Raw genomic sequence first — 22,049 nt, forward strand, 5'->3', positions numbered from 1 at the left:
TAGCTATAACATTAATTGGAATAGCGATTAATCGCATTAGCGATGTCTTGATCTTGATAAATACTTTTCACGGTTTCTTGCAAGGCTTGGGTTAGTACCTTCTGGATATTTTCATTGCTGGCTTTGAACGCTCCTTCTTGGGTTCTTGATGAACCAATATTTTTATTAAATTGCCCTTTTGCACCCTGTACTTGAACGCTAAGTTGTACATTTGCTGCGATTTTGTAACGCAAATTGCCTTGATCAATATCGGCATAGAATTTATTGATATTCACAATGACGTTGGTGTTGGATTGAGCCGGTGTTGCCGCAATGCGGAAACCTTTAGCATTTAAATCTTGTTTGATGACTTGATCGAAAAGCTCGGTTGGGGTTGGTTTAGCAAAGAGTTTAAATATTTTTTCATTATAAACATAGCTCGATACTTCAGGTTGTTGGCGCACATCGCGGGTTAAAATGTTTAGCACCGCCTGTTGATTTGCGGCATTGAATTGTACACTTGGGCTAGGTGGGGTAAACGTGAGCGTGTTACTGGGCTGAGATTGGCAAGCAGATAATAGCACGGCACTTGAAAATAAGCTGATGAGAGAGAGTTTGGTAAAACGCATAGTCATTTCCTCGCTAACAAAAAAGAAAGGGTTATTCTTGCAAACTTCATTATGAATGTATAGTCTTTGCGCTGGCAAATTATTCATAACATTTAAGCACAAATAAAACGACCTTACTTTAATGTGCGATTGATCATCAAAAGGAAACGAGAATGAATACTCAACAAATTTTAACGCAAAAAATTCAGCAAAAATTTGCACCGCACTTTTTACATATCGAAAATGAAAGCCATATGCACAGTTCGGGGCGTGGTGCAGATTCACATTTCAAAGTAGTGTTAGTGAGCGATGAATTTAATGGAGTGAGAAAGGTCGCGCGTCATCAAATGTTGTATCAGTTATTAGCAGAAGAATTGAAACAGGGTATCCACGCATTAGCCTTACATACTTATACATTAGATGAATGGCACGCGTTGGAACAGCAGTTCCCAAAATCGCCAAATTGTTTAGGTGTCGGGCAATAAACAAGCTACCTCATACGAGGTAAGATTAGCTAACAGGTTTTTGCAAAATTTGATTTTCCACAAGAACAGAGCGGTTTTTTTGCGAAAAAGCAGGAAAAACTGTTTGTCAAAGTGGAATGAAAGTTATTATTTAGTTAAAATGAACTGCTAATTTTTATCAAAATTTTAACGTATATTGCGCGTTTAGTTTTATGCGCGGTATAAAATCTAAACAGAATTTGAGTTTTAAATTTATGTGGTTGGAGTGGATGTTATGACGATGTTTTTTGCATTCATCGTTGATAATTAAGCAAAAATCATTACTCAAGACGAGGTTATCGCATTGCGTTTTATCTTGCGATAGCTATATTTTTAATCTAACGAAAAGTAGTGCATACAATATGATTACGATTAAAAAAGGCTTGGATCTTCCTATTGCTGGGAAGCCAGAACAAGTAATCCATAACGGCAATGCCGTTACTGAAGTTGCCTTGCTTGGCGAAGAGTATGTGGGAATGCGTCCTTCAATGAAGGTGCGTGAAGGTGATGTAGTGAAAAAAGGTCAGGTACTTTTTGAAGATAAAAAGAACCCCGGCGTATTATTTACTGCCCCTGCCAGCGGTACTGTAACTGCGATTAATCGCGGTGCTAAGCGTGTGTTGCAATCAGTAGTGATTCAAATCGAAGGTGATGATCAGGTTACCTTTAATAAATATTCTGCCGATGAGCTAAAAAGTTTAACTTCGGAGCAAGTTCGTCAAAACTTACAAGCCTCAGGGCTTTGGACAGCATTGCGTACCCGTCCATTTAGTAAAGTGCCAGCTATTGATGCGGTACCTTCTTCTATTTTTGTCAATGCAATGGATACAAATCCATTAGCGGCAAATCCAGAAGTGATTATTGCAGAACATCAGCAAGCTTTCTTTGATGGCTTAACGGTGTTAAGCCGTTTGTTTGACGGCAAAAAAATGATCCATCTTTGTGGTGGTGCTGATTCTAATATCTTAAATGCAGCACAAAGTCGCCAAATTGAAAATGTGCAAACTAACCGTTTTAAAGGTCCACATCCTGCAGGACTTGTTGGTACACATATTCACTTTATCGATCCTGTGGGTGCAACCAAGCAAGTTTGGCATTTAAACTATCAAGATGTGATTGCTATCGGTAAATTATTTACCACGGGTGAATTGTTTACAGATCGTGTTGTCGCATTAGCTGGTCCGCAGGTGAAAAATCCACGTTTAATTCGCACGCAACTTGGCGCTAATTTAGCTCAATTAACTCAAGGCGAATTAAAAGAAGGCGAAAACCGCATTATTTCAGGATCTGTGTTAAGTGGTCATAAAGCGGAAGGCGCATTAGCTTACTTAGGACGCTATGCGTTACAGGTTTCTGTGCTTGTAGAAGGGCGTGAGAAAGAGTTCCTCGGTTGGATTATGCCGGGCGCAAATAAATATTCGATCACCCGTACCGTGTTAGGTCATTTCGGCCATAAATTATTCAATTTTACCACCGCACTTAATGGTGGACACCGTGCAATGGTACCAATTGGTGCTTATGAACGTGTGATGCCATTAGATATTATCCCGACATTATTACTGCGTGATTTAAGTGCAGGCGATACCGATAGTGCGCAAGCATTAGGTTGTTTAGAGTTAGATGAAGAAGATTTAGCACTTTGTACATTCGTTTGTCCGGGTAAAAATGATTACGGTCCAATGCTGCGTGCGGCTTTAGATAAGATCGAGAAGGAAGGTTAAAAATGGGTTTAAAACATCTTTTAGAGAAAATGGAACCTGCTTTTTTACCGGGTGGTAAATATGAAAAATGGTATGCACTGTTTGAAGCAACGGCAACCTTTTTATATACCCCCGGTACAGTAACAGCGAAAGCTTCTCACGTCCGTGATGCGTTAGATTCAAAACGTATGATGGTATTAGTGTGGCTGGCGTTATTTCCAGCAATGTTCTACGGTATGTTTAATGTGGGGGCGCAATCTATCCTTGCATTAAACGTCGGCGATTTTGCACAAAACTTAGCACAAAATGTGGCGAATGACTGGCATTTTGCCTTAGCAAACGCACTAGGTTTAGTGTCGCCTGATGCAGGTGTACTTGCTAAAATGGCATTAGGGGCGATTTTCTTCCTACCAATTTATTTAACCGTGTTCCTTGTGGGCGGTTTCTGGGAAGTGTTATTCGCCATGGTGCGTAAACACGAAATCAACGAAGGTTTCTTCGTAACCTCTATTTTATTAGCCCTTATCGTTCCACCAACATTGCCATTATGGCAAGCGGCATTAGCGACCACTTTTGGTGTTGTTGTGGCAAAAGAGGTGTTCGGTGGTGTTGGTAAAAACTTTATGAACCCAGCATTAGCAGGGCGTGCGTTTTTATTCTTTGCTTATCCAGCACAAATCTCAGGGGATTCCGTATGGATCGCTGCTGATGGTTTCTCTGGTGCAACCGCACTTTCACAATGGGCAACCGGCGGTCAAGGAGCATTAAAACAAGTTACCATCGGTCAGCCAATTCAATGGATGGACGCTTTCTTAGGGAATATCCCGGGTTCAATCGGTGAAGTTTCGACCCTTGCATTATTAATTGGGGCTGCGGTGATTGTATTCGCCCGTATTGCTTCGTGGCGTATTATCGCGGGTGTGATGATCGGTATGATTGCCACTTCTACCCTATTCAATGTGATTGGTTCAGAGACAAACCCATTATTCTCAATGCCTTGGCATTGGCATTTAGTGTTAGGTGGTTTTGCGTTAGGTATGTTATTTATGGCAACAGACCCTGTATCCGCCTCATTTACAAATAAAGGGAAATGGTGGTATGGCGCATTAATTGGTGCAATGGCAGTGATTATTCGAGTGGTAAACCCTGCTTATCCAGAAGGAATGATGTTAGCCATCTTATTAGCTAACTTATTTGCCCCAATTTTTGACTATCTGGTTGTTCAAGCAAATATCAAACGTCGGAGAGCGCGCAATGGCTAAGTTTAATAAAGATAGTGTTGGCGGAACAATCCTTGTTGTTGTTCTAGTCAGCTTAGTTTGCTCAATTATCGTAGCAAGTGCGGCAGTAGGTTTAAAACCGACGCAAAATGAGCAAAAATTATTAGATAAACAGAAAAACATTCTCAGTGTGGCAGGGTTACTCCCAGCGAAAGCAAAAGGGGCGGAAATAAAAGCACTTTATGCGGAAAACATTGAGCCTAAAATTGTTGATCTTGCAACAGGTGATTATGTTAATAACATCACGAATTTTGATGCGCGTGTTGCGGTGAAAAATCCAGCTGAAAGTGTCGCAATTAAACCAGAAGATGATAAAGCTGGTATTAAAGTGCGGGCAAAATACGCTGAGGTTTATTTGGTAAAAGATGCACAAGGCAAAACTTCACAAATTGTCTTACCAATTTATGGTACGGGATTATGGTCTGTGATGTATGGTTTTGTGTCTGTTGCACCGGATGCAAATACCATTAAAGGGATTACTTATTATGAGCAAGGTGAAACGGCTGGTTTAGGGGGCGAAATTGCTAATCCAAACTGGCAAAAATACTTTGTAGGTAAAAAACTCTTTAATGAACAAAATCAAGTTGCGATTAAAATTGGTAAAGGGGCTTCAGCAGATAAAGAACACGGTATTGATGGTTTATCTGGTGCAACCTTAACAACGAAAGGGGTACAAGGTTCTTTCGATTACTGGTTTGATCGTAATGGCTTTGGTCCATATTTAGATAAACTTAGAGCGGAGGCTAACTAATGGCTAATGCAAATATGAAAAAATTATTGTTATCTCCGATTGTGAGCAATAACCCAATTGCATTGCAAATCTTGGGTATTTGTTCTGCTTTAGCGGTAACAACAAAATTAGAAACCGCGGTGGTAATGGCTATCGCAGTAAGTTTGGTTACGGCATTTTCAAGTTTCTTCATTTCTTGTATCCGTAATTATATTCCAAACAGTATCCGTATTATCGTGCAAATGGCAATTATTGCATCATTAGTAACCCTTGTGGATCAAGTGTTGCAAGCCTATGCTTATGAGTTATCTAAACAGCTTTCCGTATTCGTTGGTTTGATTATCACAAACTGTATCGTAATGGGACGTGCAGAAGCGTTCGCAATGAAAGAACCCCCATTAGCGAGTTTTGTTGATGGTTTAGGTAACGGTATTGGTTACGGGACTATTTTGATTATTGTTGCGTTTTTACGTGAATTAATTGGTTCAGGTAAAATCTTTGGTATGACTGTTTTCCAAACCATCCAAGACGGCGGTTGGTACCAAGCAAACGGGCTTTTCCTTTTAGCACCAAGTGCGTTCTTTATTATCGGCTTCTTAATTTGGGGCTTAAGAACGTGGAAACCAGAACAAGTGGAGAAATAAGCAATGGAACATTATTTAAGTCTCTTTGTTAAGTCCATTTTTATTGAAAATATGGCACTTTCTTTCTTCCTTGGTATGTGTACATTCCTTGCTGTTTCAAAGAAAGTTTCAACCGCGTTTGGTTTAGGGATTGCGGTAATCGTGGTATTGGGTATTGCTGTGCCTGCCAACCAAATTGTTTACACTCACATCTTAAAAGATGGCGCGTTAGTGGAAGGGGTGGATTTAAGTTTCTTACGCTTTATTACCTTTATTGGGGTGATTGCTGCGTTGGTTCAAATCCTCGAAATGGTTTTAGACAAATTTTTCCCCGCACTTTATAACGCATTAGGGATTTTCTTACCGTTAATTACCGTAAACTGTGCGATTTTCGGTGGCGTCTCCTTTATGGTTCAACGTGAATATAATTTTGCGGAGTCCGTGGTTTATGGAATTGGTGCGGGTACAGGTTGGATGCTTGCTATCGTTGCACTTGCTGGTTTAACTGAAAAAATGAAATATGCTGATATCCCAGCAGGTTTACGTGGTTTAGGGATTACCTTTATCACGGTAGGTCTAATGGCGCTTGGCTTTATGTCATTTTCAGGTATTCAGTTATAAGAAGGGGATACTAAATGGAAATTATTTTAGGTATTGCAATGTTCACGATTGTGGTTTTAGCTTTAGCAGCAATTATCTTGTTTGCTAAATCTAAGCTAGTAAACTCGGGGGACATTACTATTGAAATTAATCACGATCCAAATAAAGCCATTCATTTACCAGCAGGTGGAAAATTATTAGGCGCATTAGCCAGTAAAGGGATTTTCGTGTCTTCTGCTTGTGGGGGCGGTGGCTCTTGTGGTCAGTGTGTGGTGAAAGTTACAGAAGGTGGTGGAGATATTCTACCTACTGAACTTTCCCATATCTCAAAACGTGAAGCAAAAGAAGGTTATCGCCTTGCTTGTCAGGTTAATGTCAAAACCAATATGCAAATTGAGTTACCTGAAGAAGTCTTTGGCGTGAAAAAATGGGAATGTACCGTTATTTCTAACGATAATAAAGCGACCTTCATTAAAGAGTTAAAATTACAAATTCCTGAAGGGGAAGAAGTCCCATTCCGTGCGGGGGGGTATATCCAAATTGAAGCTGAACCGCATACGGTATATTACAAAGACTTCGATATTCCAAAAGAATACCACGAAGACTGGGATAAATATGACCTATGGCGTTATGTTTCAAAAGTGGATGAGCCTATTGTACGTGCTTATTCAATGGCTTCATACCCAGAAGAAAAAGGCATTATTATGCTGAATGTGCGTATTGCAACGCCACCACCACGTAATCCAGATGCACCACCGGGACAAATGTCATCTTACATTTGGTCATTAAAACCGGGTGATAAAGTCACTATCTCTGGTCCGTTTGGTGAATTCTTTGCCAAAGAAACCGATGCTGAAATGGTCTTTATCGGTGGTGGGGCAGGTATGGCACCAATGCGTTCACATATCTTTGACCAATTAAAACGTTTGAAATCTAAACGTAAAATGTCTTTCTGGTATGGGGCGCGTTCTAAACGTGAAATGTTCTATGTGGAAGATTTCGATACCTTACAAGCAGAAAATGACAATTTCCAATGGCACGTGGCACTTTCTGATCCATTGCCTGAAGATAATTGGGATGGTTACACCGGCTTTATCCACAATGTGCTTTATGAAAACTATCTAAAAAATCACGAAGCACCAGAAGATTGTGAATACTATATGTGTGGACCACCAGTGATGAATGCTGCCGTAATCAAAATGCTTAAAGATCTAGGCGTTGAAGATGAAAACATCTTACTAGATGATTTTGGTGGTTGATAACTGCTTCACGACAAAAAAGAGCGGTCAGATTTCTGACCGCTTTAACCATTTTTAGCCAAACCAAAATGAGTGATTGCCTAATGCGAAGAAAATTAAAATCCGTTTATGCTTGGAGTATGGGAATACTTTTGGCTTGCTGCTTAACCGCCTGCCAAAAAGATCCTGAAATTGTGACCTTAAGTGGGAAAACAATGGGAACAACCTACCATATCAAATACATCACTGAGGAAGGCTCACAATCGGTTACCGATACACACGAGGGGATTGAACATATTTTAAAAGACGTCAATGATAAAATGTCCACTTATATTCCGACTTCTGAATTAAGTCGCTTTAATCAAAATCGTCAAGTTAATACGCCCATTGAAATTTCAGCCGATCTTGCCAAAGTGATAGGTGAAGCCATTCGCTTAAATAAGGTTACACAAGGTGCATTAGATGTTACCGTAGGCCCCTTGGTGAATTTATGGGGATTTGGCCCCGAAAAACGCGTGGAAAAAGCACCGAGCCAGCAACAACTTGATGAACGCCGTGCGTGGGTTGGCATTGAAAAATTAAAACTCAGTGAAAGTGCGGGTAAATTTTACTTAGAAAAGGCTGTGCCAGAACTTTATGTGGATTTATCTTCGATTGCCAAAGGCTTTGGGGTGGATCAAGTGGCGGATTACCTAGAAAGTTTAGGTATTGGCAACTATATGGTAGAAATAGGTGGCGAAATTCGTGCTAAAGGAAATAATAGCGAAAACAAACCTTGGCAGATTGCCATTGAAAAGCCTACCTTTGACGGTTCCAGAAGCGTTGAGCAAGTTGTTGGGCTACATAATTTAGCAATGGCAACCTCAGGTGATTATCGCATTTACTTTGAAGAAAATGGCGTGCGTTATTCGCACGAAATTGATCCACAAACAGGGCGTCCAATCCAACATCATTTAGCCTCGATTACCGTATTAGCGCCGTCATCAATGACCGCAGACGGGCTTTCAACAGGGCTATTTGTACTGGGTGAGGCGAAAGCACTGGATATTGCAGAGCAGCAAAAACTTGCCGTTTATTTAATTATCAAAACGGAAAAAGGATTTGAGGTAAAAATGTCTTCTGCATTTAAACAACTCATCAACCAATAAGGGGGAAATATGGAACTCTTTTTTATTACTTTCGGCTTTTTCGTCCTCGTTATTTTTGCTATGTCTATTGGCTATATTATTAAACGCAAATCTATTGCAGGAAGCTGCGGGGGGATCTCCGCGTTGGGATTAAAAAAAGTCTGCGATTGTGATGAGCCTTGCGATAACTTAAAAGCAAAAGTAGAAAAAGGTGAAGTGGACGCATCAGAATTAGAGCGTTTTAACAAAAGCGAAAATAACTTTTACGAAGTCAAATAATGCCCCAATGGGGAAACGAAAGTGCGGTAAAAAAATTAAGCAAAATTATGATAAAATCAAAAACTTACGAACAATATTTTCCAGCACTCAGTGAAGAACAACGTGCAGAAAACAGTAAAATAAAAGTGATTTGTGGTATGTCTGGCGGGGTAGATTCCTCTGTTTCCGCATTTATTCTTCAACAACAAGGCTACCAAGTGGAAGGCTTGTTTATGAAAAATTGGGAAGAGGATGATGATACGGACTACTGCACCGCAGCAGAGGATTTGGCAGACGCACAAGCGGTTTGTGATAAGCTCGGGATCAAATTACATAAAATCAATTTTGCCGCAGAATATTGGGATAATGTTTTTGAACATTTTTTAGCGGAATATAAAGCAGGCCGCACGCCTAACCCTGATATTTTGTGCAACAAAGAAATCAAGTTTAAAGCCTTTTTGGAATATGCGGCAGAAGATTTAGGAGCAGATTATATCGCCACAGGGCATTATGTGCGCCGTCGAGATCACAATGGCAAAGCGCAATTGTTGCGTGGTTTAGATACGAATAAAGATCAAAGTTATTTTCTTTACACCTTGAGTGAACGCCAAGTGGGGCAAAGCCTTTTCCCTGTTGGCGAGCTTGAAAAGCCAGTGGTGCGAGCCATTGCAGAAGATTTAGGCTTGGTTACCGCCAAGAAAAAAGATTCGACTGGCATTTGCTTTATTGGTGAGCGTAAATTTAAAGATTTTCTAGCCCGCTTCTTGCCAGCTCAACCGGGTGATATTAAGACAACGGAAGGCGAGATTATTGGGCGTCATCAAGGCTTAATGTATCATACCTTAGGGCAACGCAAAGGCTTAGGCATTGGTGGGGTGAAAGGTAAAGCAGAAAATGCGTGGTATGTGGTCGAAAAAGATCTCACAAATAACGTGTTAGTGGTGGCTCAGGGGTTAGATAATTCCGCGTTGCTATCCAGTGGCTTAATTGCACAACAGCTACATTGGGTAGATCGCCAGCCGATTCGTGAACCATTGCGTTGCACAGTGAAAACACGCTATCGCCAAACGGATATTCCTTGCCAAATTATCCCAATTAATGATGACAGCATCGAGGTACGTTTTGATGAACCGCAAATTGCGGTTACACCGGGGCAATCAGCGGTGTTTTATCAAGGTGAAATTTGCCTTGGTGGTGGAATTATTGAACAATCCATAAAATAAAAACGCCGCGAAATTCCACCGCACTTTGTTTCTTGTCTCAATAAAGTGCGGAGAAGTTCTCGGTTTTCTCGCTATTTAATGAAGAAACGGCTATGTGGCACCGAATTTACACCAGCATAATGTATCTTGTTCAACCGCTTATTTGGTTATTTATTTTATTACGTAGCTTCAAAGCGCCCGCTTATCGTCAGCGAATTTTGGAGCGTTATGCTATTTATTCTGCCTCACAAACCCCACCGAAACCGAATGGCGTGTTAATTCACGCGGCATCGGTGGGCGAAGTCATTGCAGCCACACCGTTAGTGAAAGCGATTCAACGTACTTATCCTGATTTAGCCATCACCCTAACCACCGTAACGCCAACAGGATCTGAGCGCGTCAAAGCGGCCTTTGGTGAGCAAGTCAGCCATTTTTATTTGCCTTATGATTTACCCAGTGCGATCAAACGCTTTATTGGTTTTATTCAGCCAAAAGCTTGCATTGTGATCGAAACCGAAATTTGGCCGAATTTAATTTATCAACTAGATAAACAGCATATTCCTTTTATTATTGCCAATGCTCGTTTATCTGCCCGATCAGCAAAACGCTATGGCTGGTTGGAAAGCTATATCCAAGCGATCTTAAGTAAAATCAGCTTGATTGCACCGCAAGATAACATCAGCGGTCAGCGTTATCTCAAACTGGGCTATAATCCACAAAAGCTCAAACCCACTGGCAATATCAAATATGATCTCGTATTAAGTGAGAGCTTACTTACAGAAGCAGAAAAGCTCAAAATCCAGTGGAAACAACAACGCCCTATATGGGTGGCGGCGAGTACCCACGAAGGTGAAGAGAGCCTGATTTTGGAAAGTCATCGTTTATTATTACAAGCCTTTCCTGATTTATTGCTGATTCTTGTGCCACGCCACCCTGAACGCTTTAATCAGGTGGCGGAACAAATTGAAAAGCAGCATTTCACCTTTGTTCGCCGTAGTGAAAATCGCGTGCCACAACCCGATACCCAAGTGGTGCTAGGCGACACGATGGGTGAGCTAATGTTAATCTATGCATTGGCTGATGTTGCCTTTGTGGGAGGCAGTTTAGTGAAACGGGGAGGACATAATCCACTTGAACCGTTAGCCTTTCAAATCCCCGTGGTGAGTGGCAAATATACCTTCAATTTCCCCGAAGTTTACCGCAAGTTAATGGAAGTTCAGGGCTTTGTTGAAGTGAATAATAATGCTGCCGCAATTGCAAGAGCGGTGGAAATTTTGCTTAATTCCCCCGCCTTGCGTGAACGCACCGGCAAAGCAGGTTATACGGTATTATTAGAAAATCGTGGCGCCTTGCAACGCCTATTAGATTTATTACAGCCTTATTTAAGCGAGGAAAGACAATGACGACCGTGATTTATCCCGGCACTTTTGACCCTATCACAAATGGGCATTTAGATATTATTGAGCGAAGTGCGGTGCTTTTTTCAAACGTTTTTGTTGCCATTGCTGCCAGCCCGAGTAAAAAGCCTCTGTTTGATTTAGATAGCCGAGTAAAAATTGCACAGCAAGCCGTGGCGCACTTGCCAAATGTAGAGGTTTTTGGCTTTGCTGATTTACTTGCCAATGTCGTGAAAGAAAAACACATTCACGCCATTATCCGCGGTGTACGAACCACCACTGATTTTGAATACGAACTGCAACTTGCCAGCCTAAACCGTTTATTGACAAAAAATGGAAATGGACAAGGGGTAGAAAGTTTATTCTTCCCTCCAAGTGAAAAATGGGCATTTGTGTCTTCTACAATGGTGCGAGAAATTCATCTACACGGTGGCGATGTGAGTGAGCTTGTACCGCAAGCCGTGTTGCAAGCAATGAAAGATCCTATTGAAAAATAACAGGATATAAAAATGGGGCGAACTTCCGCCCCACGTTTTACCTATGCCTTATTTTGCCCATACGCCTCAAAGCAAACTCACCTTAAAGGTGCAATCCCATTGGGTTTCATTCAAACGATAAGCCTCTTTGAGCGATGGCCCACAAGAGTTTGAGCCAATGCCACTCATTTTATAATCCACACACAGCACACAGTAAGGGCTTTCTTGTAAATCGTAATGATGTTTTTTACTTGCCAATTCTTCTTGGCTATAAGGGGAAAGGTTAAAGCTGAACGGTTGCTGGGCAGTGATGTACAAACCACCTTCAGCACGGGTTAATTTAATAAAAGAACAATGATAATGGCTACCATTTTCCTGTGGTTTTAAATAATCCACGTGATTTTCCTGTGGGGTTGTTTGATAAAGCCCAAGCTGAGTGGCGTGGTGTTTATCAATATAGCTTTCGCCGTTGCCATAGGCAAAATAGCGTGCTTGCCATTGTTGTTTGGCTAAATAAAAGCGTAACCCAAAACGGGGTAGAAAAGGCAAGTGCGGTGCTTTTTTCGCGTGAATTTTGATCTCAAACTGTGTGTGATTAAACAAATGATATTCAACCTTAAGATCTAAAATTTTACTTTGCGATACGGCGAGCAAAGCACAATGCGTTTTCACCACAACCCGATCTTTTCGCATTTCCACTTGCATCGTATAGGCGCGACTGTAAGCGTGATGATAACCCGCTGAAACCCAATGTGCTTTGATAAGACTGTCGTTATCTAATGGTGCGCGCCAAATATTAAACGCCAGCGGACGCTGAATAATAGGGCATTGCCCATAAAGCCATTGCGAGAGAATGCCTTTTTGTTTATCAAAAATATAATTTGTCTTGCCGAAGGTAATGTGAATTTCGTGCGAACGGTATTGAATATGGGCTTTTTCTGCTAAGCGCGGGGGATAAAAACTGGGTAGCCGTTTATCGCCAAATAGGCAGAGTTGATCAACGCCGAGTAAGTGATTTTTTTCCACTAAAGGTGAGGCGTGTTTTGTGCGATATTCTAAATTCAACAGCCATAAACTACCATTATTTGGCGGTAAGGTGAAAGGTAAAAGTGCGGTGCATTTTGGTGGAATTTTTGGGGTGGCAATGTTTCCTTGTTGCACGAGAACCCCGTTTTCTAGCAGTTGATAGTGAATGCTCACCATATCTTCTGCGTGGGTAAAATCAAAATAATTGGTGAGTTCAATTTGCCCATTGTGATAGTTTGCACGTAATGGGCGTTGTACGTTTTTCAGTTCAAGTAGATTACTTTGAATACGGCGATCCGCACGCACTAAACCGTCTGCACAGAAATTGTTATCATTAGGGAAATCACCAAAATCACCGCCATACCCCATTTTTTTTGACTGCGGTAAATAAGGGCTGTGATCGCACCATTCCCACACAAACCCACCACAAGCCCCCGCGTGTTGCTGTATTGCTTGGAAATAATCTTCCGCATCACCACAAGAATTCCCCATTGCGTGCAGATATTCACAGAGTAAATAAGGTTTTGGGGCAGTTTGTGTTGCAAAGTAGGCGGCCATATCCTCTGTACTGCGGTACATTTCACTGTGTAAATCTAACTGCGTCGTATCATTTTGGTGAGCGGAATGTTGAAAAATGGCATTCTCATAATGTACTAAACGGCTTGGATCAACGGTTTTTACCCACTGTGCTGCCGCCTCAAAATTTTCTCCATAACCACTTTCATTACCTAGCGACCAAATTAGCACACTAGGACGATTTTTATCGCGCTGCACATTGGCTTGTACGCGATCTAAAATCGCTTGTTTGAAATCAGGGCTGCGTGCCATATAGCAATAATTATCAATGATTTGCTGACGAGTCGTTGCGTCATCAGAGGCGGTTTCTACGCCAAGTAAAATGCTTTTTTCAGGGCTTGGCACATAGACCGCATTGGTGCCGTGGCTTTCAATATCGGCTTCCGCGATCAAATAAAAGCCGTAGCGATCGCACAATTCCGCAAACCAAGGTGCATTAGGATAATGGGCGGTGCGAATGGCGTTAAAATTGTGTTGCTTCATTAGGCGCAGATCTGCCATTGCTTGCTGTTCACTAATCGTATAACCGCTCTGAGGATCACTATCGTGCCGATTTACGCCTTTAAATTTTATTGGCTGTTGGTTAAGCAATAAAATCCCCTTTTTCACTTCAATTTGCCGAAATCCTATTTTTTGGCAAATCACTTCTTCACCATAGCAGATGAATAAATCGTAACACTGTGGATTTTCTGCATTCCATAATTGAATGTTTTCTACGCAGAATTGAGGCTGTTCTGTGCGGAGAAGTGGTTTTCCTTGTGGATCAAAAAGGTGATAAGTAATTGTTGAGGGGTTTTCAGGTTGGCGGAAAAAAATCGCCAAATTTACCACCGCACTTTTTAAATCCGCAGAAAGCGCCGTTTTAATGAAAAAATCCTGCACATAATTTTGCTCGCGTTCCAATATATACACATCACGAAAAATACCCGACATTCTAAATTTATCTTGATCTTCCAAATAGCTGCCATCACACCACTTTAAGACCACCGCGGTAAGGTGGTTTTCTCCTTCGCATAAATAATCCGTGAGATCAAATTCAGCCGTGCAGTGGCTGACTTGACTATATCCAATAAACGTTTGATTTACATATAAAAAGAAACAACTATCTACACCTTCAAAATTAATTAAGTAGCGTTTATTGGCTTTAGCTTGCAAATAAAAAGTGCGGTGATAAAGCCCACAAGGATTTTCCTGTGGAACATAAGGCGGATCAAAAGGAAACGGGTAATTCACATTGGTGTAATGGTGTTGATCATATCCCTGAGTTTGCCAAGTGGAAGGCACAGAAATGCGTTGTTGAAAGGAAAAATCGAGGAAATTCTCGGGCAAATCCCAATAACTTTTAAAATAATGAAAATCCCAATTTCCATTGAGAGGAATGAAATAGTGAGAAAATTCTCGCGAATTTTGCACCGCACTTTGGATATTATGGTGTGGAATAAAATAAGCGTGATGAGCCGTGGTGTTTAGATGCAACACCTTCGGGTCTTGAAAATAATTCGGTAAAAACATAAAGCCGCCTATATAGTAAAAAACCATTGATCATCACTACACAATCATAAAGCCTACAATAAAAAGCGGTTGATTGAATACTGCCTCAATAGTATTACTCTGGTGTTTAAGCTACCAGTTGTCTTGATTGGCTAGGAGCATTTGTCGGTAATCTTGTGAAGATATTATGCGACTATTGTAGTGTATTTAATTGGGTTTGACTATATGAGCATTGATCTAACACAGCCCTTAAAAGGCGATCTCAGTGCTTCAAAAGATTTCCGAACTCCAAATGAGATCTCACCGTATTGTAGAAATTGATAAGTCTATAAATAAGTTATCAATAACGTCTTAGAGATAATCTCTGTGAATTATTTATTTTGTTTTTCAGTAAAGATATTAATATTCACAATCTGCGAAGGTGGGATTTATTGTAATACTTGTCTTAGTGTTTGAATTAAACTTGATATTGATATAAATAAAGCCCAAGGATTTAAGAATATGTATAGAGAATGCAGGTGTTAGTCCTTTTCCGTTAGGAAAAAAAGGCTTGGCATATGTGTCAGCGATACGATTTATTTAAAGGAGATAAGATGACCAAGTTTTATCAAGAGATTACCTTAATAGATAATGAAGATTATAGTATTAGGGTTCTTTGGGAAAAACTGTATCAGCAGCTGCATATTGCTTTTGCTGACCTTTATAATCAGCATAAGACTAATCCTACTGGTGTAAGTTTTCCTCATTATCAATACGAGCAGAGAAATAATAAACATTTTGCAACTCTTGGAAATAAAATTCGCCTCATCGCCCCAGATGAAGCCACTCTTTCAACGCTGAATGTAGAAAAATGGCTGGCAAGATTGACGGACTATATCCACATCAAAAAGCCAGCTGCCGTGCCTGACTATGCGGTGCCAGTTATGGTTAAACGCTATCGCTTCCGCCCGATTGACCAGCAGGCCAAAGCCCACGCAAAACGGCACCAAATCAGCTATGAAGAGGCACTGACGCATTGCAAGACTCACCGCAGAGCAGAGCTTCACCCGCCCTTTATCAGAATGAAAAGCGAGAGCAATGCACAATCTTATCCGCTTGTAATTCTACAAACACGAGCAGATAATTCCGTAAAGGGGGGTTATAGTACCTATGGATTAAGCCATAAAAGCAGCACGGTACCCTCTTGGTGAGATCTTAAAAATTAAAATACCTTTTTTAAAGGCGTTTTAATAATTTTATTAAAAACAATAGGTTATAAATAATAAACAAACGATGGGGTAAATTACAAAATTTACTATAACACATTGTTATAGCTAAATTTTCTAGATAAAATTAAGGTTATCCATCGCATAGATGGCTTAGAAATAGATTGCGAGTAAGCGCGTCAATTAATCTTTGTTATCCATCGCATAGATGGCTTAGAAATTTGTGTTGCAATAGTAACAATATGCTTTTGCGTTATCCATCGCATAGATGGCTTAGAAAGCTGCGGTTGCATTGGCGTTACGTATAACTGCGTTATCCATCGCATAGATGGCTTAGAAATTTATCTTCAAGTTCAATTTCATAGCTTTTCATGTTATCCATCGCATAGATGGCTTAGAAAAGCGCCAATATCCTCCATCTGATAAGGTGGCTGTTATCCATCACATAGATGGCTTAGAAAATTGGGGCGCGCTTAATGTTGGCTGCAGTAACGTTATCCATCGCATAGATGGCTTAGAAATAAAAATATTCTTGATGATACCTATCAACGTTGTTATCCATCGCATAGATGGCTTAGAAATCGTAGGTTTGCGACCAGCCAATCGACCAGTCGTTATCCATCGCATAGATGGCTTAGAAAATATCTTCAATTTTGGAAGAGTGTAGCCCCATGTTATCCATTGCATAGATGGTTTAGAAGTCATAACTATTATTCTTCTGTAACTCCAAGCCCAAGTGCGTTCAATCGGATTAAGGCTAGGGCTGTAAGACGGGAGTCAGAGAATCGTGTGCCCCGTGGTTTTATCAATGCTTTTGCGTCTGAACGTTTGTGAAAATCCGAGTTATCCATCGCAATGACTTTAGTACCGCGAAGTTGCGGAAGCAATCGCTGTTTGACCAGTGATGAAAAACATCATTATTGATACCACAATCATAAAGCCTACAGCAAAAAGCTGTTGATTGAGCTCTGCTTCAATGGCATTACTCTGATGTTTACGTTGTCAGTTTTCGTGACTCAGTCAAGGCTGACACTCTTTGAGTGTTGCCATATGGTTTATTGTCCTACATTTTGAAACCACTTTGATCTAACTAAATGATCTTTCTTCCATTTTTTCAAATAATTCAAATTTATTAACAAAAGAGGCACGTTTCTCAGCACTTTCTTGAGGATGGGTTAACGTCTTTTTTTACGTGTTATCTCTAACCTTTTTAAAGCAAATCGAGCTGCCTAAACGCTGTACTCGTTGCCATTGATAATCATTGGGATAATCTTCAACATCCGCTTTAAGAAGGTTGTTATCAATGTACAAAATATACGCGAATTTTTGCGAAAAGTGCGGATGAAAAAGAAAATTTGTGAGAACGATTACAGGGAGTAAAATTCAATTTGCGGCAACAATATGAAATGAGAAAAACAGGCAAATAACGCAGTGAGCCTACATTAATAAAGGTTTTTTTGCTATATTAACTCACTTTGATTTTCCATAGGGTATGCTTTTACTCCTAAAGGAGTAGGAGATGAAGAAATAAAAAAGAGAAGGATATGGTTTTTGATACTTATGAAACATTGGCGTTAGCCTGTTTAGTTTTATTGTTGGGGTATTTTTTAGTCAAACGTGTTCGTTTATTGAATCACTATAATATTCCTGAGCCGGTTGTAGGCGGTTTTGTAGTTGCAATCGTTTTAACGGGCGTTCATCAATTCTGGGGATTAAGTTTCAGTTTTGATACGGATTTACAACGTACAATGATGCTAACTTTCTTTACTTCTATCGGTTTGAGTGCGAATTTTTCTCGCTTAATCAAAGGCGGAATGCCGTTAGTAATGTTCCTTTTTGTTGCAGCGGGATTAATTGCATTACAAAACACGGTAGGCATTTTCAGTGCAATGGCATTAGGCTTAGATCCCGCTTATGGCTTGTTAGCCAGTTCCGTGACCTTAACCGGAGGACACGGTACGGGGGCGGCTTGGGCCGATGCGTTGGCAGCACGTTTTGGTATTCAAAGTGCGACAGAATTAGCAATGGCTTGTGCTACTTTCGGTTTAATTTTTGGTGGGGTTATCGGCGGGCCGGTGGCGAGCTTTTTACTTAAGCGTTTACACCGTAAAGAAATTCCTGAGGATGAAAATTTAGATGATGTGGAAGAGGCGTTTGAAAAACCCGTGTATCGCCGTAAAGTCAATACGCGTTCAATTATTGAAACAATTACGATGTTATCGATTTGTTTGTTTATTGGACAACAATTAGATTTATTGGCGAAAGGCACCGCATTTCAACTTCCAACTTTTGTATGGTGTTTGTTTACTGGAGTGATTGTGCGTAATTCTTTATCTCATCTGTTTAAATTTAAAGTGGCGGAAGAGGCCATTGATATTTTGGGAAGTGTCGGACTTTCGATTTTTTTAGCCATTGCATTGATGTCGCTCAAATTGTGGGAATTAGTTGGCTTAGCATTGCCAATTTTAGTGATCTTGCTCATTCAAGTGGCAGTAATGGCGTTATATGCTATTCTTGTTACTTTCCGAGTGATGGGGAAAGATTATGATGCTGTGGTACTGAGTGCGGGGCATTGTGGCTTTGGTTTAGGGGCAACGCCAACTGCTGTTGCGAATATGCAGGCGGTAACGTCTCACTATGGGCCTTCTCACAAAGCTTTTTTGATTGTGCCAATGGTGGGGGCATTTTTTATTGATATTCTTAATGCGAGTTTACTGAAGCTTTTTGTGGAAGTGGTCGCGATATTCCATTAAACGGGAGTCGATTGATATAAATAAAAAATCGTTGTTAATCAAACTTAACAACGATTTTTCATATCTATCTTTTCAATTTAATCTTTTCCACCGCGTGATTGGCGCCTTTGGTCAAAATTAAATTAGCCCGCTCTCGGGTTGGTAAAATATTCTCTCGGAGGTTTTTGCCGTTGATTTCCTCCCAAATTTTACTCGCGGTGGCAATGGCTTCTTGTTCGGAAAGGCTGGCATAGTGCTTAAAGTAAGAATGAGGATTATTAAATGCACTTTGGCGGAATTTGAGAAAACGGCGAATGTACCATTCTTTTAATAAGTGTTCTTCGGCATCAACAAAAATAGAAAAATCCACAAAATCAGAAACAAAAACTTGATTTGTATTGCTATTGCCACGTTGTAGTACATTTAATCCTTCCAAAATAAGAATATCAGGTTGATCCACATAATCAAATTGGTCAGGTACAATGTCGTAAGTTAAGTGAGAATAAATCGGTGCGCTCACATTGCGTTTACCTGATTTTATTTCTGCCAAAAAATGGATTAGGCGTTGGGTGTCATAAGAAACAGGAAAGCCTTTCTTTTGTAACAGATTGTCTTTTTTAAGTTTTTCTAAGGGATAAAGAAAGCCGTCGGTGGTGATAAGATCCACATTACGCACTTGCGGCCAGTTTGATAGGAGCGATTGCAAAATGCGTGCTGAAGTGCTTTTCCCCACCGCGACACTGCCTGCAATGCTAATAATATAAGGTACTTTTGGGGTATCACCAGCTAAAAATCGTTTTAATACGGTTTGGCGGCGTAAATTTTCTTCAATATAGTAATTAATTAAACGTGCCAAAGGCAGATAAATGGTACTTACTTCATTTAATGAAAGATCCTCATTGAAACCTAACAAAGGCTTAAGATCTTGCTCGGTCAGTTTTAATGGAACGGATTTGCGTAATTCTGCCCATTGCTGGCGATCAAAAGAAAGAAAAGGCGTTAATTGCTCATTTAATAACGTTGAATCAGAAAAGGCCACAATGTTGTCTTCATAATTTATAGAATGATGAATAGAAATATACCCTATAAATTGGCTTCTGATTAGTAAAATTTAGAATAAATTGGCACTTTTTTTATAAATTTTGTGCGTTTTGAGTGAGAAATAGCCGAACAATAAAAAAAATTAATTTTTTTTCAAAAAAACGCTTGTCAGCAATAAAAATTTCCCTATAATACGCCTCACTTGCTTACGACGCCGACTTAGCTCAGTAGGTAGAGCAACTGACTTGTAATCAGTAGGTCACCAGTTCGATTCCGGTAGTCGGCACCATAACCAAGCGTAGCCAAGTTCATTCATTTAGTGCGGAGGGATTCCCGAGCGGCCAAAGGGAGCAGACTGTAAATCTGCCGGCTCAGCCTTCGAAGGTTCGAATCCTTCTCCCTCCACCATTTTTTAGATGAATTCTGATGGGACAGATGAATTTAGGACTGCGGGCATCGTATAATGGCTATTACCTCAGCCTTCCAAGCTGATGATGCGGGTTCGATTCCCGCTGCCCGCTCCAAAGCGCTGATATAGCTCAGTTGGTAGAGCGCACCCTTGGTAAGGGTGAGGTCGGCGGTTCAAATCCGCCTATCAGCACCAGCCTTAATTTCACCTTTCTCTTATTAATAGCTTAAACTTATTCAATTGGTTAATGTGGTATTTTGAACCATCGATAACCGTGTTTATCTAGAGGGACTCTTAATGTCTAAAGAAAAATTTGAACGTACAAAACCGCACGTAAACGTGGGTACAATCGGCCACGTTGACCATGGTAAAACAACTTTAACAGCAGCGATCACAACCGTATTAGCAAAACACTACGGTGGTGCGGCACGCGCATTTGACCAAATTGATAACGCGCCAGAAGAAAAAGCGCGTGGTATCACCATCAACACCTCACACGTTGAATACGATACTCCAACTCGTCACTACGCACACGTTGACTGCCCGGGACACGCGGACTATGTGAAAAATATGATTACTGGTGCAGCGCAAATGGACGGAGCAATCTTAGTAGTAGCAGCAACAGATGGTCCAATGCCGCAAACTCGTGAACACATCTTATTAGGTCGCCAAGTAGGTGTACCATACATCATCGTATTCTTAAACAAATGCGATATGGTAGATGACGAAGAGTTATTAGAATTAGTTGAAATGGAAGTGCGTGAGCTTCTTTCTCAATATGACTTCCCGGGTGATGATACCCCAATCGTACGTGGTTCAGCGTTAAAAGCGTTAGAAGGCGATGCACAATGGGAAGAAAAAATCCTTGAGTTAGCAAACCACTTAGATACTTACATCCCAGAGCCAGAACGCGCGATTGACCAACCGTTCTTATTACCAATCGAAGACGTATTCTCAATCTCAGGTCGTGGTACTGTAGTAACAGGCCGTGTAGAGCGTGGTATCATCCGCACAGGTGATGAAGTAGAAATCGTTGGTATCAAAGAAACAGCGAAAACAACCGTAACAGGTGTAGAAATGTTCCGTAAATTACTTGACGAAGGTCGTGCAGGTGAAAACATCGGTGCATTATTACGTGGTACAAAACGTGAAGAAATCGAACGTGGTCAAGTATTGGCGAAACCAGGTTCAATCACCCCACACACTGACTTTGAATCAGAAGTTTACGTATTATCAAAAGAAGAAGGTGGACGTCATACGCCATTCTTCAAAGGTTACCGTCCACAATTCTATTTCCGTACCACTGACGTAACAGGAACAATTGAGTTACCAGAAGGCGTAGAAATGGTAATGCCGGGCGATAACATCAAAATGACAGTAAGCTTAATTCACCCAATCGCGATGGACCAAGGTTTACGCTTTGCGATCCGTGAAGGTGGCCGTACAGTAGGTGCGGGTGTTGTAGCGAAAATCATCAAATAATGATTATTGCTAGGTAACACTAGAAAGCTATCAGAAAGCGAAAGAGGGCATCGAAAGATGCCCTTTTGTTTTTTTTGATTTAAAGATTAGGCTATAAAGAAGGATGAAATAAAAGTAATAGTAAGCTAAATGAAGTGAAGCTGAATGATATAAAGCCAGATAAAAATGTCATTCATTAAAGAACTAAATTTAAGTAATAGCTTAATCAGGATGATTTCTCTTTTTTACTTTGAATGTTTCTATTCATTTTTCTCTTTTATATTCTTTTTCTTTAAATCTATTCTTTATTTAGTGATGGGTTATTTTCCATTGATTGATTATTTCAATGAAGATCATAAAAACTTAGCGAAAAGGTACCGCACTTTT

18 protein-coding genes, 4 tRNA genes and 1 CRISPR repeat array are annotated in these 22,049 nt (G+C 40.5%); of the genes, 19 read left to right on the top strand and 3 right to left on the bottom strand.

The features are described from left to right. Positions 1 to 11: 11 nt before the first annotated feature. Positions 12 to 614: a YajG family lipoprotein gene (locus L4F93_RS04675; RefSeq protein ID WP_442778827.1), complete on the bottom strand. Its 603-nt coding sequence runs from the start codon at positions 612 to 614 to the stop codon at positions 12 to 14. 146 nt (positions 615 to 760) lie between these two features. Here L4F93_RS04675 and L4F93_RS04680 point away from each other — a divergent pair, with 146 nt between their 5' ends. The 12 genes from L4F93_RS04680 to coaD all read left to right on the top strand — a co-directional run bounded on the left by L4F93_RS04680 (position 761) and on the right by coaD (position 11,742). Next, the gene (locus L4F93_RS04680; RefSeq protein ID WP_250351347.1) at positions 761 to 1,072 is read left to right on the top strand and encodes a BolA family protein; all 312 of its coding nucleotides are present in this window, start codon (positions 761 to 763) and stop codon (positions 1,070 to 1,072) included. Between the two features lie 380 nt (positions 1,073 to 1,452). Further along, entirely contained in the window at positions 1,453 to 2,811 is a 1,359-nt protein-coding gene (locus L4F93_RS04685; protein ID WP_250351348.1) for a Na(+)-translocating NADH-quinone reductase subunit A, read from the top strand. Between the two features lie 2 nt (positions 2,812 to 2,813). After that, positions 2,814 to 4,052: an NADH:ubiquinone reductase (Na(+)-transporting) subunit B gene (locus L4F93_RS04690; protein WP_250351349.1), complete on the top strand. Its 1,239-nt coding sequence runs from the start codon at positions 2,814 to 2,816 to the stop codon at positions 4,050 to 4,052. Then, positions 4,045 to 4,821 carry a Na(+)-translocating NADH-quinone reductase subunit C gene (locus L4F93_RS04695; protein WP_250351350.1) on the top strand — a complete coding sequence of 259 codons (777 nt, stop codon included), beginning with the start codon at positions 4,045 to 4,047 and terminating at the stop codon, positions 4,819 to 4,821. Before L4F93_RS04690 ends, L4F93_RS04695 begins: the two co-directional genes overlap by 8 nt. Further along, positions 4,821 to 5,444 carry an NADH:ubiquinone reductase (Na(+)-transporting) subunit D gene (locus L4F93_RS04700; protein WP_250351351.1) on the top strand — a complete coding sequence of 208 codons (624 nt, stop codon included), beginning with the start codon at positions 4,821 to 4,823 and terminating at the stop codon, positions 5,442 to 5,444. The genes L4F93_RS04695 and L4F93_RS04700 overlap by 1 nt, the downstream gene beginning before the upstream one ends. 3 nt (positions 5,445 to 5,447) lie before the next feature. Beyond that, positions 5,448 to 6,044: an NADH:ubiquinone reductase (Na(+)-transporting) subunit E gene (gene nqrE / locus L4F93_RS04705; protein WP_250351352.1), complete on the top strand. Its 597-nt coding sequence runs from the start codon at positions 5,448 to 5,450 to the stop codon at positions 6,042 to 6,044. A 14-nt stretch (positions 6,045 to 6,058) separates the two neighbouring features. Then, positions 6,059 to 7,282 (top strand): NADH:ubiquinone reductase (Na(+)-transporting) subunit F, encoded by a 1,224-nt coding sequence (gene nqrF / locus L4F93_RS04710; RefSeq protein ID WP_250351353.1) that lies wholly within the window; start codon positions 6,059 to 6,061, stop codon positions 7,280 to 7,282. 119 nt (positions 7,283 to 7,401) lie between these two features. Beyond that, on the top strand, positions 7,402 to 8,409 hold the full coding sequence (locus tag L4F93_RS04715) for an FAD:protein FMN transferase (RefSeq protein WP_442778832.1): 1,008 nt from the start codon (positions 7,402 to 7,404) through the stop codon (positions 8,407 to 8,409). Between the two features lie 9 nt (positions 8,410 to 8,418). Next, positions 8,419 to 8,667: a (Na+)-NQR maturation NqrM gene (gene nqrM, locus L4F93_RS04720; RefSeq protein ID WP_250351355.1), complete on the top strand. Its 249-nt coding sequence runs from the start codon at positions 8,419 to 8,421 to the stop codon at positions 8,665 to 8,667. Positions 8,668 to 8,717: 50 nt separating this feature from the next. Further along, positions 8,718 to 9,869 carry a tRNA 2-thiouridine(34) synthase MnmA gene (gene mnmA, locus L4F93_RS04725; protein ID WP_250351627.1) on the top strand — a complete coding sequence of 384 codons (1,152 nt, stop codon included), beginning with the start codon at positions 8,718 to 8,720 and terminating at the stop codon, positions 9,867 to 9,869. Between the two features lie 92 nt (positions 9,870 to 9,961). Further along, positions 9,962 to 11,251 (top strand): lipid IV(A) 3-deoxy-D-manno-octulosonic acid transferase, encoded by a 1,290-nt coding sequence (waaA, locus tag L4F93_RS04730; RefSeq protein ID WP_250351356.1) that lies wholly within the window; start codon positions 9,962 to 9,964, stop codon positions 11,249 to 11,251. After that, entirely contained in the window at positions 11,248 to 11,742 is a 495-nt protein-coding gene (gene coaD, locus L4F93_RS04735; protein ID WP_250351357.1) for a pantetheine-phosphate adenylyltransferase, read from the top strand. The genes waaA and coaD overlap by 4 nt, the downstream gene beginning before the upstream one ends. Positions 11,743 to 11,808: 66 nt before the next feature. Here the strand turns inward: coaD and L4F93_RS04740 are convergent, their stop codons facing one another. Continuing rightward, entirely contained in the window at positions 11,809 to 14,835 is a 3,027-nt protein-coding gene (locus L4F93_RS04740) for a glycoside hydrolase family 2 TIM barrel-domain containing protein (RefSeq protein ID WP_250351358.1), read from the bottom strand. A 572-nt stretch (positions 14,836 to 15,407) separates the two neighbouring features. Between L4F93_RS04740 and cas6f the strand changes: the two genes are divergently transcribed. Next, entirely contained in the window at positions 15,408 to 16,004 is a 597-nt protein-coding gene (gene cas6f / locus L4F93_RS04745; protein WP_250351359.1) for a type I-F CRISPR-associated endoribonuclease Cas6/Csy4, read from the top strand. Positions 16,005 to 16,151: 147 nt separating this feature from the next. Beyond that, positions 16,152 to 16,720: a CRISPR direct-repeat array (repeat unit 28 nt; unit sequence GTTATCCATCGCATAGATGGCTTAGAAA). Positions 16,721 to 17,563: 843 nt separating this feature from the next. Further along, entirely contained in the window at positions 17,564 to 18,772 is a 1,209-nt protein-coding gene (gene gltS, locus L4F93_RS04750) for a sodium/glutamate symporter (protein WP_250351360.1), read from the top strand. 64 nt (positions 18,773 to 18,836) lie between these two features. Here gltS and coaA read toward each other — a convergent pair whose 3' ends face one another. Then, on the bottom strand, positions 18,837 to 19,790 hold the full coding sequence (gene coaA, locus L4F93_RS04755) for a type I pantothenate kinase (RefSeq protein ID WP_250351361.1): 954 nt from the start codon (positions 19,788 to 19,790) through the stop codon (positions 18,837 to 18,839). Positions 19,791 to 20,005: 215 nt separating this feature from the next. On the opposite strand from coaA, the gene L4F93_RS04760 reads away from it, so the two are divergent. The 5 genes from L4F93_RS04760 (at position 20,006) to tuf (ending at position 21,683) form a co-directional block, all read left to right on the top strand. After that, positions 20,006 to 20,081: transfer RNA gene (locus L4F93_RS04760), tRNA-Thr, on the top strand. 34 nt (positions 20,082 to 20,115) lie between these two features. Further along, positions 20,116 to 20,200 (top strand) — tRNA-Tyr (locus L4F93_RS04765). Between the two features lie 41 nt (positions 20,201 to 20,241). Continuing rightward, positions 20,242 to 20,316: transfer RNA gene (locus tag L4F93_RS04770), tRNA-Gly, on the top strand. Between the two features lie 4 nt (positions 20,317 to 20,320). Continuing rightward, a tRNA-Thr gene (locus L4F93_RS04775) sits at positions 20,321 to 20,396 on the top strand. Between the two features lie 102 nt (positions 20,397 to 20,498). Continuing rightward, the gene (tuf, locus tag L4F93_RS04780; RefSeq protein WP_046097610.1) at positions 20,499 to 21,683 is read left to right on the top strand and encodes an elongation factor Tu; all 1,185 of its coding nucleotides are present in this window, start codon (positions 20,499 to 20,501) and stop codon (positions 21,681 to 21,683) included. Positions 21,684 to 22,049 lie beyond the last annotated feature (366 nt).

The sequence above is a fragment of the Avibacterium sp. 20-132 genome, assembly GCF_023611925.1.
GTDB lineage: Bacteria > Pseudomonadota > Gammaproteobacteria > Enterobacterales > Pasteurellaceae > Avibacterium.